Origin of the sequence: Glutamicibacter ardleyensis (assembly GCF_014644555.1) — a bacterium.
GTDB lineage: Bacteria > Actinomycetota > Actinomycetes > Actinomycetales > Micrococcaceae > Glutamicibacter > Glutamicibacter bergerei.
This window is the reverse complement of sequence record NZ_BMKX01000006.1, coordinates 135565-150416: the sequence shown is the minus strand read 5'-3', so window position 1 is coordinate 150416 and position 14852 is coordinate 135565. Positions and strand designations below refer to the sequence as shown.

Sequence of the window (14852 nt, the reverse complement as noted above, 5' to 3'; positions counted from 1 at the left end):
CCAATCGGTCGGTCAGACCAGATAGAGTAAAAAGGTGACTTCAACTACCCCCGAACTTCGTCTTTTCACCTCGGAATCCGTTACCGAGGGACACCCAGACAAAATTTGCGACCAGATCTCGGATGCGATCCTCGATGCCATGCTGGCGCAGGACCCGAACTCTAAGGTCGCCGTCGAAACGCTGACCACCACCGGACTGGTGCATGTGGCCGGCGAGGTGACCACCAACGGCTACGTAGAGATCCCCGAGATCGTGCGCAGTACCATCCTGGACATCGGCTACGACTCCTCGGCCAACGGCTTTGACGGGGCGCGCTGTGGTGTGTCGGTCTCGATCGGACAGCAGTCCCAGGAAATCCACGACGGCGTATTCAACTCGCTGGAAGCGCGTGAAGGTACCGCCAAGGACCCCCGCGATATGCAGGGCGCCGGCGACCAGGGCCTGATGTTTGGCTACGCCTCGGATGAAACCGATTCGCTGATGCCTACCCCGATCTTCTTGGCTCACCGTCTGTCCGAGCGACTGACCCAGGTGCGCAAGAATGGACGCATGCCGCTGCTGCGTCCGGACGGCAAGACTCAGGTCACTATCGGTTATGACGGGGACACTCCGGTCTCCATCGACACCGTGGTCGTTTCCAGCCAGCACGCCTCGGAATACGAGTTGGCGACCTTGAAGGCAGACCTGCTCGAAGAGGTTGTCACCCCGATTCTTGAGCGTTCCAATCTGGACACCTCAGCCACCAACGTGATCCTGAACCCTTCGGGTCCTTTTGTGATCGGCGGACCGGTAGGCGATGCCGGGCTCACCGGACGCAAAATCATCGTGGACACCTACGGCGGCTTCGCCCGCCACGGTGGCGGCGCGTTCTCCGGCAAGGACCCTTCCAAGGTTGACCGTTCGGCCGCCTACGCGATGCGTTGGGTAGCGAAGAATGTGGTCGCCGCGGGGCTTGCTCGCCGCGCCGAGGTTCAGGTTGCCTACGCCATCGGCGTGGCTCGCCCGGTGGGTCTGTATGTGGAGACCTTCGGCACCGAAACCGTAGAACCGGCCAAAATCACCCGCGCCATCAACGAAATCTTTGACCTGCGCCCACTGGGCATCATCGAAGACCTGGATTTGTTGCGTCCGATCTACCGTAAAACCGCCGCGCACGGCCACTTCGGACGTGACGACACCGACTTCACCTGGGAGCGTACCGACCGCGTGGATGCGCTGCGCAGCTGGTTTAACGCCTAGGACCTAGCGTGCAGCAAGACGCCCTCATATCAGCACCCGTGCCGGCCCGTATCAAGCGGGTTGCTCGGGTGCTGATTGATTCTTCCCTGCCACATCTGGACCGGCTCTTCGACTATCAGGTGCCCGAGTCAATGCTGTCCACCGCGGTGGCCGGCACACGCGTGAAGGTGCCTTTTGGGGCGCAACAACTGCCTGGCTTTATCACCGAGGTGCTTGAAGACTACGCCTCGCCGATCAAGCTCAAGACACTGTCTAAACTGGTCAGCGACAAGGTGGTGCTGCACCGCGAGGTTTATGAAGTCGCCGAACTAGTAGCACAGCGTTATGCCGGCACCGTCTGGGATGTGGTACGCCTAGCCGTCCCGGCACGCGCGGCCAAGGCCGAAAAGGAAGAACTGCAAGAGGTAGCCCCCACGCTGCCTGAGCATCCAAATCAGCTCGAACATTACGAGCTGGGTCCCGAGGCGCTCCAAGCCTGGGCCAACGGGGATACGCTGCGCGCGGTAGCCACCTGGGTGCCGAACTTTTATGGCTCGTGGCCCGGATTTTTGCTTGATGCCTGCCGTCCGGTGTTGGCCCGCGGGCAGCGCGTGCTCCTGCTGGTGCCCGACGCCAGTGATCTGGCTCGACTGGCCGAACACTTAGACGAGCACTTCGGTAAAGACAGTTATGCGCGGCTGCAGGCCGACGATGGGCCGACCCCACGGTACCGAAATTTCCTGCGCGCCATCGGCGGGCAGGTGCAGATCGTCATCGGCACCCGATCCGCCGCGCAGTGCCACATACCGCAGTTGGGGCTGATCGTGCTCTGGCAAGATGCAGATCAATCCCACCGCGAACAGCGCGCGCCGTACCAGCATGCGCGTGAGGTGGCGTTGTTGCGCAGCACCCATAGCGATTGCTCGCTGCTCATTGCCTCACCTTCGCGTTCGGTCGAAGCCCAGCGCCTGGTGGCTACCGGATGGGCCACGGAGCTCAAGGTGCCCCGGGCGGTGCTGCGCGCGCAGACCCCGCGCGTGGTGGCTACCACCAATGACTTTGAAATGGAACGTGACCCGGTGCTTGCCCGTGCTCGGATCCCGTCGCTCGCCTGGCGTGAAGCAAGCAAGGCACTGGAAACCGGGCCGGTGCTGGTGCAAGTGGCGCGCACCGGTTTTATGCCCGCGCTGGCCTGTCAGGACTGCCGAACGTTGGCCCGCTGCCCGGCCTGTCAGGGTCCGTTACAACTTGGCGGGTCAACCCACCATATTTCCTGCAAATGGTGTGGCGAACAGTATCGCGAATACCGTTGTGCCGAATGTAATTCGCCACGGATCCGCGCGGCAAGCATTGGCGCGGATCGTACCGCGGACGAGTTGGGTCAGGCGTTTGCCAAGGTGCCGGTCATCTCTTCTACCGGGGCCAAACCGGTGCGCCGGCTGGAGCGCAAACCCGCGCTGGTGGTAGCAACCCCCGGGGTGGAGCCGGTGGTGGACGGAGGATACAGTGCCGTGCTGCTACTGGACGCGGACAAAATGATGGCCCATGACTCGCTTCGTAATACCGAGGAGGTGCTCAGCCGCTGGTTTAGCGCCGCCTCGTTGGCCTCGCACGATGGGGTAGTGGTGCTGACCGGCACGCCGAGCCCGGCCGGCGCGGCACTGGTGCGTTATGACCCGGCAAGTTTTGCCGAGCGTGAACTGGGAGAGCGTCGTGAACTGGGACTGCCTCCGGCGGTACGAAGCGCCGTGGTCTCCGGTCCCGGGGCCGAACGGTTAATCGCTGCCATGGCACCGCAACTGCGTGAAAAGCTGGCGGTGCACGGTCCGACGATTATTGATGGCCCGCCGATCGAACACCGCTACGTGCTGTTCTTTTCCTACGCCGACGGCCACCTAGTTACCACCTCGCTGCGAGCTTTGCGGGCGCGGATGTCCGCGGCTAAAGATCCGGTAGTGAACATCGCGGTGGATCCCGACGGGGTGCTTTAGCCCAAGATTAGTCCGGCAATTGCTGCAGAAATTTGTCGATCGCCGCCGCGGTGTCGCCGGCCTTTTCGTAGTGAATCAGGTGTCCGACGTTCTCCAGCATGACTAGCCGCGCGTCGCCAAAGCTTGCACGGAGCTTCTCTTGGGTTTCCGGGGTGCCTAACTCGTCGAGCATGCCGCCGACCAGGAGTACCGGAATGTGAATATCTGCGCTGTATTCGCCCACGGTGTGCGCGATAGATGCCTGATATGCCTGCGCAAGGGTTACTCGTGAATGAAAGCCACCAAAGTAGGCGCGGTGCTGTTCGCGCACATACTGGCGCATGGCGCGGTCTTTACTCTTGGTCATCACCACGCTCATTGCGTCGGAGAATAACTCCGAGCGCAGAACCGCAGAACCGAGGCGTTCGGGAAGTTTTGCGCAGACCTCGTAGTAAAATCCGGTGAGTTTGGCCATCAGTGCCTGCGAGGAATCCAACGCCAGCTCGGAGATCGGGTTCAGCAGCACAAGCCTGGAAAAGTCGCGTTCGGTAGCCAGTTTGGCGGCCACCAGCGAGCCAAAAGAATGTCCGAGCAAGATGGCGTTGGAAGGCAGGGCGAACTCGTCGGCCAACGTGGACAAGGCCGTCGCGTATCCGTCGACGTCATGGGGTAGGTCCATTGAGCTGGAGGAGCCGAAACCAGGTAGATCGGGCACGATGATGGTGTATTGCGACAGCTGGTCCACGATGCGTTGCAGCCCATGATGATCGCCACGAAAACCGTGGATCGCAAAAATCGTTCCGGCGCTTGGCTGCCCGCTGGCCGGGTAACTGTAGACCTTGGTGGTGGATCCGTGCAGGGTATGGGTGGTGACCAGTTGGGTGCGTGGCGTCATGTATTTAACCCTACCCGTCGAGCAACGCCAGCGCGGTGCCCTCGTCGATGACCAGCTCGGTGATCAGCTTGCCATTCAGTGCCCCGCGGACGGCTTGTAATTTGCCGCGTCCCGAGACCACACAGAAGCGCCTTGGGACCTTGCGTAGTTCTGCCAAGGTGGGGCCGGTGGCTCGAGCGTTGATTTCAATGTGCGCGTCGTCGCCGTTTTTGTCGAAAAAGACCGTCGCCACGTCGCCTACTACACCCATCTCACTGAGCTGTCTTGTCTCGGCCTTACTGAGGTAACCGCCGCGGTACACCTGCGAGGCGAGGTTTGAGTTGGCCGCTCCCAGGGAGAAGACCGCCAAATTCATTTCGCGTTGGATATTCAGCACACGATGTATGGAGGTTTCCTGCCACATCGCCTCGCGGGTGCTGGCCTTGTCGAAAAATGCCGGGACCGGGAACTGTTCGGTGCGGGCGGTAAAGGCTTGGCCGAAGCGGGTCAGGATTTCGCTGGCGTAGCGCACCCCGCTGGAGACCGGGTTGGCCGCCCCGTTTAGTTGCACGACCACCGAGTCGTGGGTGGGGTGGCCGGTCAGTGCCGCGGAGACGGCCTGCATGGTTTGGCCCCAGGCGACACCGATGGTCATTGAGGAGGACACGATCGTGCCCAGCAGATAGGCGGCATGTGCCGAGACACGTTGGAGCAGTTCGGTGTCATCCATCGACCCGTCGGTGGGTACTAGATGCACGTTGATCCCGTATTTTTCGGCTAACTGGTTACTGACTAATGCCGACAGGTTAGCCGAGGGGTTGATCTTCACCGAGACCATTCCGGTGCGTTTGGCGTGGGCGAGCAGGCGAGAGACCGTGGATCGGGAAACGCCAAGTTCACGGGCGATCACTTCCATCTTGATGTCCTGCAGGTAATACAACTGTGCGGCGCGTAAGGCGTCCTTGGCTTTGGGGTTCGTATGCACGGATGTGTCAGGATTTGGCAGTTTATAGGGACCGTTCCCGGGGGATATCTGCATCAATCAGACCATTTCTGCACGTTTGTGCATTTCGTTTGACCGTTTTGTTCCATGGTGACAAGACTAACTGTTGACAGACACCAACAGTCAAAAAAGGGGCATGCAATCGTGAATCGGGACCAGCTAGAGCAACTACGTGCACGGCCAAAGGCGCGGGTGCTCGTTGTCGGCGGTGGCATCAACGGTGTGGCGACTTTCCGCTACCTCGCGATGCAGGGAATCGATGTGGCACTGGTGGAGCGCGGCGACTACTGCCAAGGAGCCTCCGGGGCAAGCTCACATATGATCCACGGTGGGATCCGTTACCTCGAAAACGGTGAATTTCGCCTCGTCCACGAATCGGTCCAGGAACGCAACTCGTTGCTGGAGATCGCTCCACACTACGTGAAGCCATTGCAGACCACGATCCCGATTTTTTCCACGTTCTCCGGCATGCTCAGCGCGCCGATGCGTTTCTTAACTCACAAGTCCGGCAAGCCGACCGAGCGCGGTGCGGCGCTCATTAAAGCCGGATTGATCATGTACGACGTGTTCGCCGGCATCGGCGGACGCAACACCCCATGGCACAATTTTAAAGGCACCAAGGCGGCCCGCAAGGATCTGCCCGAACTGCGCGAGGACGTCAAATACACCGCCACCTACTTCGACGCGTCGGTGCACAATCCCGAACGCCTAACCCTCGACGTACTGCGCGACGGTCTGGGTGCCAGCGATCAGGCGCGCGCTAGCAACTACGTGGAGCTAACCACCGTCACCGACGGCACCGCGACGCTACGCGACGTCCTGACCGGCGAACAGTTCGACTTTGAAGCCGAGGTCATCATCAACGCCACCGGCGCCTGGGTGGATCTGACCAACGCCGAGCTTGGTAAAAACACCAAATGGACCGGTGGCACCAAGGGCTCACACATCGTGCTTGATCACCCAGAGCTGCTGGCGGCGACCGGAGGACGTGAAATCTTCTTCGAAAACGAAGACGGTCGCATCGTACTGATCTACCCAATGCTTGGCCGGGTACTGGTGGGAACCACCGACCTGGAACACGACATGCGTGAACCAGCGGTGTGCACCGACGAGGAAGTCGCGTACTTCTTCGATTTGATCGGCCAGGTGTTCCCGCGGATTTCCGTGAGTGAAGAGCAGATCGTCTACAAGTTCTCCGGTGTGCGTCCACTACCGAACCACGACGACACCGCCCCGGGCTTCGTCTCCCGTGATTACCAGGTGAAGGAAACCCGGCTGACCGATTCCACCATGATGCTTTCACTGATCGGTGGCAAATGGACCACCTTCCGCGCGCTGGCTGAAAACCTCGGAGGCAAGGCATTGGCCTTCCTTGGCGAGAGTGAAAAGCACAGCACGCAAGGTGTGGCTATTGGCGGCGGCAAAAACTTCCCCACCAATGAGGGCCAGCTGGCCGCCTGGTACGCGGCCCGTGAGGATCGTGCTCCGCATGCGCGGCTACGCGTCCTGCTCGAGCGTTATGGCACCGGAGCGGATCGGGTGCTTGCTGAAGTTGGCGAGCACGAAGAGCTGCTGACGCACAGCAGCGAACTGTCCGTTCAGGAACTTTCCTACCTGGTCGCGCACGAACAGGTCGGCCGCTTGATCGACGTGTTTATTCGCCGCACCAACCTCGCCTTCCGCGGGTTGGTCACCAAAGATTTGGTCACCGAGGTCGCCTCGCACCTCGCGGAACCAATGGGCTGGGATCAGACCCAGACCGCAGCCGAGATCGACCATTCGCTCTCGGTCCTTGCAGAAAGCCATGGGGTCATCCTCGCGTAACCTGCACCGGCCGGCGGTAGGTTGCCGCCGGCTTTCGAAACCACTAAGAGGTCAATGTTGTCCACTCACGTGTTTCTTGCCGAATTAGCCGGCACTTTCATTCTCATCCTCATGGGCTCGGGCGTATGCGCCAACGTAGCACTCAAGGGAACCCTTGGTAGCGCCGCCGGTTGGCTGGCGATCAGCTTCGGCTGGGGCCTTGGTGTTTACTGCGGTGTCTGGATCGCCGGTATTTCCGGTGCGCACCTGAACCCTGCGGTCACCCTTGGGTTGCTGATCAACCCGGACGCCGCCGAATATGCCCCCGGTGTTGCCAAAACATTCGCCAACACCATGCTTTATTTCCTAGCTCAGCTTGTGGGTGCGTTCCTCGGTGCCGTTGGTACCTGGTTGGCTTACAAAAAGCACCTCGACGACAAGCAGAACGCCGGTAACCAGTTGGGCGTATTCGCCACCGGTCCTGCGATCCGCTCCTACGGCTGGAATGTGGTCTCCGAAATCTTCGGTACCTTCGTGCTCGTCTTTGTGATTGCCGGTTTCGGTAAGACACCACATGAGCTTGGCCCGCTAGCGGTCGCGTTGCTCGTGGTGGCCATCGGTCTATCCCTTGGTGGAGCGACCGGTTATGCAATCAACCCAACACGTGACCTCGGTCCACGACTGGCACACGCTATCCTTCCTATCAAGGGCAAGGGATCATCGGACTGGGCCTACGCCTGGGTTCCGATCGTTGGTCCTGTCATTGGTGGTCTACTTGGCGGCGTCGGCGCCGGCTTGCTGTTCTAGAAAGAGAGATGTGAATCATGAGTGAAAAATATGTTATCGCCATCGACCAGGGGACGACTAGTTCCCGAGCCATCGTCTTCGATCACGCCGGCGAGGTAGTCTCGGTCGGTCAGCTCGAGCACGAGCAGATCTTCCCGGCCGCCGGCTGGGTTGAGCATGATGCAGCTGAAATCTGGAACAACATCCGCGAAGTTATCGGCCAGGCGCTATCCAAGGCGAACCTGACCCGACACGACATCGAAGTAGTTGGCATCACTAACCAGCGTGAAACCGCCGTGGTGTGGGATAAGAACACCGGCGAACCGGTGTACAACGCGATTGTTTGGCAGGATACCCGTACCCAAGAGATCGTTGACGAACTGGCTGCCAATGGCGGAGTAGATCGTTACAAGGACCGGGTAGGACTGCCTCTGGCAACCTACTTCTCCGGAACTAAGATCAAGTGGATTCTGGACAACGTTGAAGGTGCACGCGAACGCGCCGAAGCTGGAGATTTGATCTTCGGCACCACCGATAGCTGGGTGCTATGGAACCTGACCGGTGGCATCGACGGCGGCGTGCATGTCACCGACGTAACCAATGCCTCGCGCACCTTGTTCATGGACCTGAAGACCCTGGCCTGGGATGAAGAAATCCTTGCCGACTTTGGTGTGCCGGTATCGATGATGCCGCAGATCCGTTCCTCCTCCGAGGTGTATGGCACCGTGGCTGGCAACCAGTTGCTGCGAGAAGTGCCTGTGGCCGGCATTTTAGGTGACCAGCAGGCAGCCACCTTCGGACAGGCCGCGTTCACCGCGGGTACCGCGAAAAACACCTATGGCACCGGCTGCTTCTTGATCTTCAACACCGGCACCGAGATCGTGCATTCGTCCAACGGGCTGCTGACCACGATGGCCTACAAGCTGGGCGACGCCGCTCCGGTCTACGCGCTGGAAGGCTCTATCGCGGTAGCCGGTTCGCTGGTGCAGTGGCTACGAGACAATATCGGCATGATCGCTACCGCTCCAGAGATTGAAGAGCTGGCAGCCAAGGTCGATAACAACGGTGGCGTGTACATCGTGCCTGCTTTCTCCGGTCTCTTCGCACCTTATTGGCGGGCCGAAGCACGTGGCGCGATAGTGGGTTTGACCCGCTTTGCGAACAAAAACCACATCGCCCGTGCCGCCTTGGAAGCTACCGCATTCCAGACCCGCGAGGTGCTGGACGCAGTCAACGCCGACGCCGAGGTACCGCTGACCGAGTTGAAGGTCGACGGTGGCATGGTGGCCAACGAGGCATTGATGCAGTTCCAGGCCGACATTCTTGGGGTGCCTGTGGTTCGTCCAAAGGTCACCGAAACCACCGCACTGGGTGCCGCCTATGCGGCCGGGCTCGCGGTGGGCTTCTGGAAGGACCTTGGCGAACTGGAATCGAACTGGTCTGAGGACAAGCGGTGGGAGCCGGCGATGGAGGACGCAGAGCGCGAACGCAGCCTGCGCCTGTGGAAGAAAGCCGTGACTCGCACCTTTGACTGGGTGGACGAAGACACCAAAGCTTAGTCAGCCTCACCACGCACAAACGCAGACCTCGAACCCATGAGCGATGGGTTCGGGGTCTGCGTTTTTTCGGTGCCGGCCGGTGGGGGATTGGGGGTCGGCGGGCACGGTCTGCTGGTTAACTTTCCTCGGGTGAACCGGGTGAACCGGGTGGATCAGTTGAACCAGGTGGATCGGGTGGAGCTACAGGTGCGGCCTCATGATCGGGCGCATCTCCTAATTGCAGGGCTCCCCAATAGGTGTTGCGCCGAGGTTTTTGCTCAGGATCAAGATGCGCTGGCAGGATCACGTGGGGGAGGCCATCGACGTCGACGATTCTAATTTGATCCACGTGGCGACTGTGGTGCCCATCGGGACACAATCCTGCCCCGGACTGCACGCTGGTAGTACCACCGTCGGCCCACGAGCGTTGATAGTGATCAATTTCTACGTGATCTGGCGGTGTAGTGCAGTCGGGCACGATGCAGCCGCGATCTCGGGCTAACACTGCCGCCCTGACGTACCCCTCGTGATAGCGCCTGGATCGACCTAGATCTAGTGGTTGGCTGTTGCCGCCTAGGACAACCGGAATGATGTTGGCTTCGGCTAACGTTCGTCGAAGTTCTCCAGGCGGTAAGTGCACCCCATTTGAGGTGACGGCGTGGGCTTCGGCGAGATTCTGTAGGTCACTTAGCCACATGTAAACAAAGATGCGTGGAATGACTGGTTTGATTTTGCCTCCGCTGGCAGGTGAGGTGAGGATGGCCATGAAGGCGTTAAGTGCGCGCAGCTCGGAAGTCACCGTCTCTTCGTGATTGCCCGTTGGTTCGGGCTTCGTGGTGCAGTTCGGGGTGCCATCGGCTTCAGATTGCTTGTCCGCCGGCTTAGCCCATGCGGGCATCGGGGTCTCGGGCTGTAACCATGTTGGGGTGCTGGGCGTTGCCGCGGGATGCGCAACTGGCTGCTGCGCTTTGGTTGCTGGCGACGGATCAGGAACGAAAGCGGCAGGCTCTGCGGTTGCGTGACGTGCGGCCTTGCCCGCTTGGGTGCGCCAGTCTGCGGATTGCACGCGGATCGAACGGATTACCTGAGCGTGGGCGGCCAAGGTGCGCAGGGTGAATTCATGAACGCCGTCGATGACCGGGCCGATGAATAGGCCCAGCGCCGGTGGTTGTTTTTCGCAGTGCAGTTCCTTGTAGATCCCGATCCGGGTACTGATCTCCTTGCGGGCGGCATTGGGACCAAGCTGCGCTAAGGCGCGTGCGGCGTGGGTCTCTAAGAGTTGCCCGTCGGTGTCCCTGGCGGTGAGCTGCGCCGGTGTGCCGTCGAAGGTGGTGTCTTTGGGTTCGAGTTTTTCAAGTCTGCGGGCGGTGACCGTGATGCTGCGTCGGTTTGCGCCGCAGTCGGCATAGAGCCTGGCCAGCTGGGGCATGCGTGGTTCACAAGACTCGCCCTGGGCGGTGCGCCGGCCGATGAGCAGGTGGGCGTCGTCGATGCGCCGTTGTGCCTCGAAATAGTTCAGTCCTAACCATGCGGCCAGCAAGTCCCCGGCAGATTTGTAACAGGTTCGGCCCACAGCGAGTTGCGGTTCACCCTCCAGAATGCAGGTGCCGGCGCGCAACTGATCGAAGCTTTCAAGGCTCAGCGCGTGTGCGCCGCTGAGCTCCGCATCAAGCGCGGTGGCCAGTTGTTCGTGGTGGATCTGCTGGGCGAATTTTTCCACGAGGTCGCAGTAGGCAAGCACGAGGCGTGGATCGCGATGCTGATGCACTAGCTGGCCAATGGCGGTGAACAGGGCCAGGGTCAGGGAGCCTAAACGCAGCATCATGTCACCGGTGAGCTGCGTCCCGAGCTGAAGCGGGGCGGCGCACAGGGTGTGCAAGGTGGCGATGAGCGCTGGCGTGTTCATGAAGCTATTCTTGACCCGGTAGCGAGGTGTGGCGCCATGGTGGGTGCCGGCTGTGGATAAGCGTGCGCGAATTCATCGGACACCGGCGCGAGGGTTGTGAGCGATGACATTGGCCTGGTGGTGGAGCGAGCATTTCACGGATGCGCCGTTGCGAGTTGAACTGCGATAGAATCGGCGTATGCATTTTCAGCGCAACCTAGGCTAAGCACGGCCACTGGCCGTACCCCCGAGTGGTGATTTGGGGGCTTTTGTTGTGTCTGGACCCGAACCAAGTTTTCCGTCAGGAAATTTTTCCGCAAGTGTGTGAGAAGAGCTCAGTGACATCATCGACGAACGAACCCAGAACCTACGATTTTAAGGACCTCGAGTCCAAGTGGCTACCGGTATGGGATGAACTTGAAGTGTTCAAGCCCGCCGATGACGGCAGCCGCGAGCGTCGCTATGTGCTGGATATGTTCCCGTACCCCTCCGGTGACCTGCACATGGGTCACGCCGAGGCTTTTGCTATGGGCGATGTGGTGTCGCGTTACTGGCGGTTGCGTGGCTATGACGTGATGCATCCGATCGGCTGGGATTCCTTCGGCCTGCCGGCGGAAAACGCCGCTATTAAGCGCAATGCGCACCCGGCGGAGTGGACCTACAAAAACATTGACACCCAGGCGGAGAGCTTCAAGCGTTACGCGATCTCCGCCGACTGGGATCGCCGGTTGCACACCTCGGATCCGGAATACTACCGCTGGACCCAGTGGCTGTTTAATAAGTTTTACGAAAAGGGCTTGGCCTACCGCAAGGACCACCCGGTGAACTGGTGCCCGACGGACCAGACCGTGTTGGCTAATGAGCAGGTAGTTAACGGTGCCTGTGAGCGTTGTGGCACCGCGGTGACCAAGAAGAGCCTGAACCAGTGGTACTTCAAGATCACCGATTACGCGGATCGTCTGCTGGAAGATATGGACGGGCTCAAGGGTCACTGGCCTGAGCGCGTGTTGCTGATGCAGAAGAACTGGATCGGCCGTTCCGAGGGCGCCCAGGTGACCTTCGGCATCACCGCGCAGGATCAGTTGGAAGAAGTGAAGATCCCGGTCTTCACCACCCGTCCGGACACCTTGTACGGTGCGACCTTCATGGTTGTTGCCGCCGACGCCGCGCTGGCCGGCGAGCTGGTCACCGATGAGCACCGCGCCGCCCTGGAAGAATACCAGGAGCAGGTTAAAGCGCTCTCCGAGATCGAACGTCAGTCTTCGGAACGTGAGAAGACCGGCGTGTTCTTGGGTCGTTACGCGATCAATCCACTCTCTGGCGAGAAGCTGCCGGTCTGGGCGGCGGACTATGTGCTGGCCGATTACGGTACCGGTGCAATTATGGCCGTGCCCGCGCACGACCAGCGTGACTTGGACTTTGCTCGCACCTTTGAGCTGCCGGTGCGCGTGGTCGTCGAAACCGGTGAAGAGGATCCGGCAGTTTCCGGAACCGCGACCACCGGCGAGGGCCAACTGATCAACTCCGGTGAGCTCTCCGGTTTGACCAAGACCGAGGCCGTCGCGAAGGCGATCGAGATTGTTGAGGCCGCTGGCACCGGTGAGCACACGATCAACTACCGGCTACGCGACTGGCTGCTCTCCCGCCAGCGCTTCTGGGGTACCCCGATCCCGATCATTCACTGCGCCGACTGCGGTGAGGTCCCGGTTCCCGATGACCAGCTACCGGTACGCCTGCCAGATAACCTGCGCGGCGAGCAGCTCGCTCCGAAGGGCACCAGTCCGCTGGCTGCCGTCGAAGAGTGGGTCAACGTGGACTGCCCGAAGTGTGGTGGCGCCGCCAAGCGTGACACCGACACCATGGATACCTTTGTCGATTCCTCCTGGTACTTCCTGCGTTTTGTTTCCCCGCACTACACCGAGGGTCCTTTTGACCCGCAGGCCGTGCGCGATTGGATGCCGGTAGGCCAGTACGTCGGCGGCGTGGAGCACGCGATTTTGCACCTGCTCTACTCGCGCTTCTTCACCAAGGTCATTTTTGATCTGGGCTTGATCGACGTGGACGAACCATTTAGCGCGCTGCTGAACCAGGGCCAGGTGCTCAACGGTGGCAAGGCGATGAGCAAGTCGCTGGGCAACGGTGTTGACTTGGGCGAGCAGCTGGACAAGTTTGGTGTGGACGCGGTGCGTCTGACGATGATCTTCGCCTCCCCGCCGGAGGACGACGTGGACTGGGCCGATGTGTCCCCATCGGGCTCGCAGAAGTTCTTGGCGCGCGCCTGGCGTATCGCCCAGGACGTGCAAAGCGCACAGGGCGTGGATTACACCACCGGCGAGAAGTCCTTGCGTCAGGTCACTCACCGCACCGTGCACGAGGCCGCTCAGCTGCTGGACTCGGGCAAGTTTAACGTGGTGATCGCCAAGACCATGGAATTGGTCAACGCGGCGCGTAAAACCATCGATTCCGGTGCCGGCGCAAGTGACCCTGCGGTACGCGAGGCGGCGACGGTCACCGCGCAGCTGCTGAGCATGTTTGCGCCATACACCGCCGAAGATATGTGGTCCCAGCTGGGCTACGAGCCAAGCGTCGTAAATAGCGCCTGGCCGCAGGTTGACGAGTCGTTGCTGGTTGATGACACCGTCACCGCCGTGGTGCAGATCAAGGGCAAGGTCCGCGCGCGCTTAGAAGTTCCGCTGGACATTTCCGAGGACGATCTGCGTGCGCAGGCTCTGGCTCACGAAACGGTGATCCGCATGCTCGATGGCAAGGAGCCGCTGAAAGTGATCGTCCGTGCGCCGAAGCTCGTGAATGTGGTTCCGGCACCGTAGGCTCAACCCATGAGCGAACGCACAAAGAGTCCACGCGCGGGCTGGCTGCCTAAATGGCTGGCCCCGCGTGGGCTTTCGCGTACCCGGATCGGCGTGGTCACCGACTCCGCCGCCTGCCTGCCTAGTAGTTTGCTGCAAAGCGCCGACTTCGCCTGCGTGAATATCCCCATTATCGTCGACAACCATGTGCACGGTGATGATCTGAACGCGCTGATGATGGGCCTGGCAATGGGCAAATCGGTGAAGACCTCACGCCCAGCACCGGGGGAATTCACCCGGGTTTACCGGCAGTTGCAGGATGCTGGTTGTGAGTCAATTATCTCTATTCACATGTCCGGTCAGCTTTCGGGCACGGTGGACGCCGCCCGGCTGGCAGCAAATGATGTTCAGCTGCCGGTAACGGTGGTCGATACGCGTACCGTAGCGATGCCCCAAGGTTTTGCCGTCGCCGATGTGCTGGCCGCCCGGCAGGCCGGTGCGCCGCTCGAAATGTTGGCCCAGATCGCGCGTTCGGCCACACAAAATTCTGTCTATTTTGCGGTGCCCAGCCTAGAGCAGTTACGCCGTGGTGGGCGGATCAGCACGATGTCCTCGGTGCTTGGTAATCTGCTCAACGTTAAACCAATCCTGCACATCGATGATGGGCTGATTCAACCCATTGAAAAGCCGCGTTCTTTTGCTCGAGCCCAGGCTCGTCTCGTAGCGCTGGGTACCGACGCGGCCAGCAAGGCTGCCGGGCCGGTGCGCATCGGAGTGATGCATTTTGGGGCCGCGGAACTGGCCACCGAGGTGGCCAACGAGCTGGCTTCGCTGAGCGAGGAGCCGGTGCAGATCGAATCCTTACCCGCAGTGCTTGCCGCGCATACCGGGATTGGGGTCCTTGCGGTGGCCGTCGGGCCACTGAATCCACAGCCCGACACCGCGCAGCGCACCAACGACTAACTTT

General features: G+C 60.6%; 10 protein-coding genes. 7 read left to right on the top strand and 3 right to left on the bottom strand.

Features of this window, described 5'->3' with window-relative positions:
- Positions 1-34 precede the first annotated feature (34 nt).
- Together metK and IEX04_RS12420 are read left to right on the top strand one after the other, a co-directional pair.
- On the top strand, positions 35-1240 hold the full coding sequence (gene metK / locus IEX04_RS12425; RefSeq protein ID WP_188686043.1) for a methionine adenosyltransferase: 1206 nt from the start codon (positions 35-37) through the stop codon (positions 1238-1240).
- A gap of 8 nt (positions 1241-1248) precedes the next feature.
- A complete protein-coding gene (locus IEX04_RS12420) occupies positions 1249-3210 on the top strand; it encodes a primosomal protein N' family DNA-binding protein (RefSeq protein ID WP_188686042.1) in 1962 nt (653 codons plus the stop codon).
- 7 nt (positions 3211-3217) lie between these two features.
- Here the strand turns inward: IEX04_RS12420 and IEX04_RS12415 are convergent, their stop codons facing one another.
- Positions 3218-4084 carry an alpha/beta fold hydrolase gene (locus IEX04_RS12415; RefSeq protein ID WP_188686041.1) on the bottom strand — a complete coding sequence of 289 codons (867 nt, stop codon included), beginning with the start codon at positions 4082-4084 and terminating at the stop codon, positions 3218-3220.
- 10 nt (positions 4085-4094) lie between these two features.
- Complete coding sequence (locus IEX04_RS12410; protein ID WP_229677130.1) at positions 4095-5048, bottom strand: sugar-binding transcriptional regulator; 954 nt, start codon at positions 5046-5048, stop codon at positions 4095-4097.
- Between the two features lie 105 nt (positions 5049-5153).
- On the opposite strand from IEX04_RS12410, the gene IEX04_RS12405 reads away from it, so the two are divergent.
- The 3 genes from IEX04_RS12405 to glpK are packed head-to-tail and all read left to right on the top strand — an operon-like array spanning position 5154 to position 9214.
- A complete protein-coding gene (locus tag IEX04_RS12405; protein ID WP_188686040.1) occupies positions 5154-6890 on the top strand; it encodes a glycerol-3-phosphate dehydrogenase/oxidase in 1737 nt (578 codons plus the stop codon).
- A 54-nt stretch (positions 6891-6944) separates the two neighbouring features.
- Positions 6945-7676, top strand: a complete 732-nt coding sequence (locus IEX04_RS12400) for an MIP/aquaporin family protein (protein WP_170947946.1) — start codon at positions 6945-6947, stop codon at positions 7674-7676.
- Positions 7677-7693: 17 nt separating this feature from the next.
- Complete coding sequence (gene glpK, locus IEX04_RS12395) at positions 7694-9214, top strand: glycerol kinase GlpK (RefSeq protein WP_188686039.1); 1521 nt, start codon at positions 7694-7696, stop codon at positions 9212-9214.
- A 115-nt stretch (positions 9215-9329) separates the two neighbouring features.
- On the opposite strand, the gene IEX04_RS12390 is transcribed toward glpK, so the two are convergent.
- Positions 9330-11099 carry an HNH endonuclease gene (locus IEX04_RS12390; RefSeq protein WP_188686037.1) on the bottom strand — a complete coding sequence of 590 codons (1770 nt, stop codon included), beginning with the start codon at positions 11097-11099 and terminating at the stop codon, positions 9330-9332.
- Between the two features lie 317 nt (positions 11100-11416).
- On the opposite strand from IEX04_RS12390, the gene leuS reads away from it, so the two are divergent.
- Both leuS and IEX04_RS12380 read left to right on the top strand, forming a co-directional pair.
- The gene (gene leuS, locus IEX04_RS12385) at positions 11417-13906 is read left to right on the top strand and encodes a leucine--tRNA ligase (RefSeq protein ID WP_188686035.1); all 2490 of its coding nucleotides are present in this window, start codon (positions 11417-11419) and stop codon (positions 13904-13906) included.
- Between the two features lie 9 nt (positions 13907-13915).
- Entirely contained in the window at positions 13916-14848 is a 933-nt protein-coding gene (locus IEX04_RS12380) for a DegV family protein (protein ID WP_188686032.1), read from the top strand.
- The last annotated feature ends 4 nt before the right edge of the window (positions 14849-14852 follow it).

What these genes read in the sequence shown, in the direction of transcription:
- glpK (WP_188686039.1), top strand. Translation starts at nt 7,694, where the DNA reads ATGAGTGAAAAATATGTTATCGCCATCGACCAGGGGACGACTAGTTCC.
- IEX04_RS12415 (WP_188686041.1), bottom strand. Translation starts at nt 4,084, where the DNA reads ATGACGCCACGCACCCAACTGGTCACCACCCATACCCTGCACGGATCC.
- IEX04_RS12390 (WP_188686037.1), bottom strand. Translation starts at nt 11,099, where the DNA reads ATGAACACGCCAGCGCTCATCGCCACCTTGCACACCCTGTGCGCCGCC.
- IEX04_RS12405 (WP_188686040.1), top strand. Translation starts at nt 5,154, where the DNA reads ATGGTGACAAGACTAACTGTTGACAGACACCAACAGTCAAAAAAGGGG.
- IEX04_RS12380 (WP_188686032.1), top strand. Translation starts at nt 13,916, where the DNA reads ATGAGCGAACGCACAAAGAGTCCACGCGCGGGCTGGCTGCCTAAATGG.
- IEX04_RS12400 (WP_170947946.1), top strand. Translation starts at nt 6,945, where the DNA reads ATGTTGTCCACTCACGTGTTTCTTGCCGAATTAGCCGGCACTTTCATT.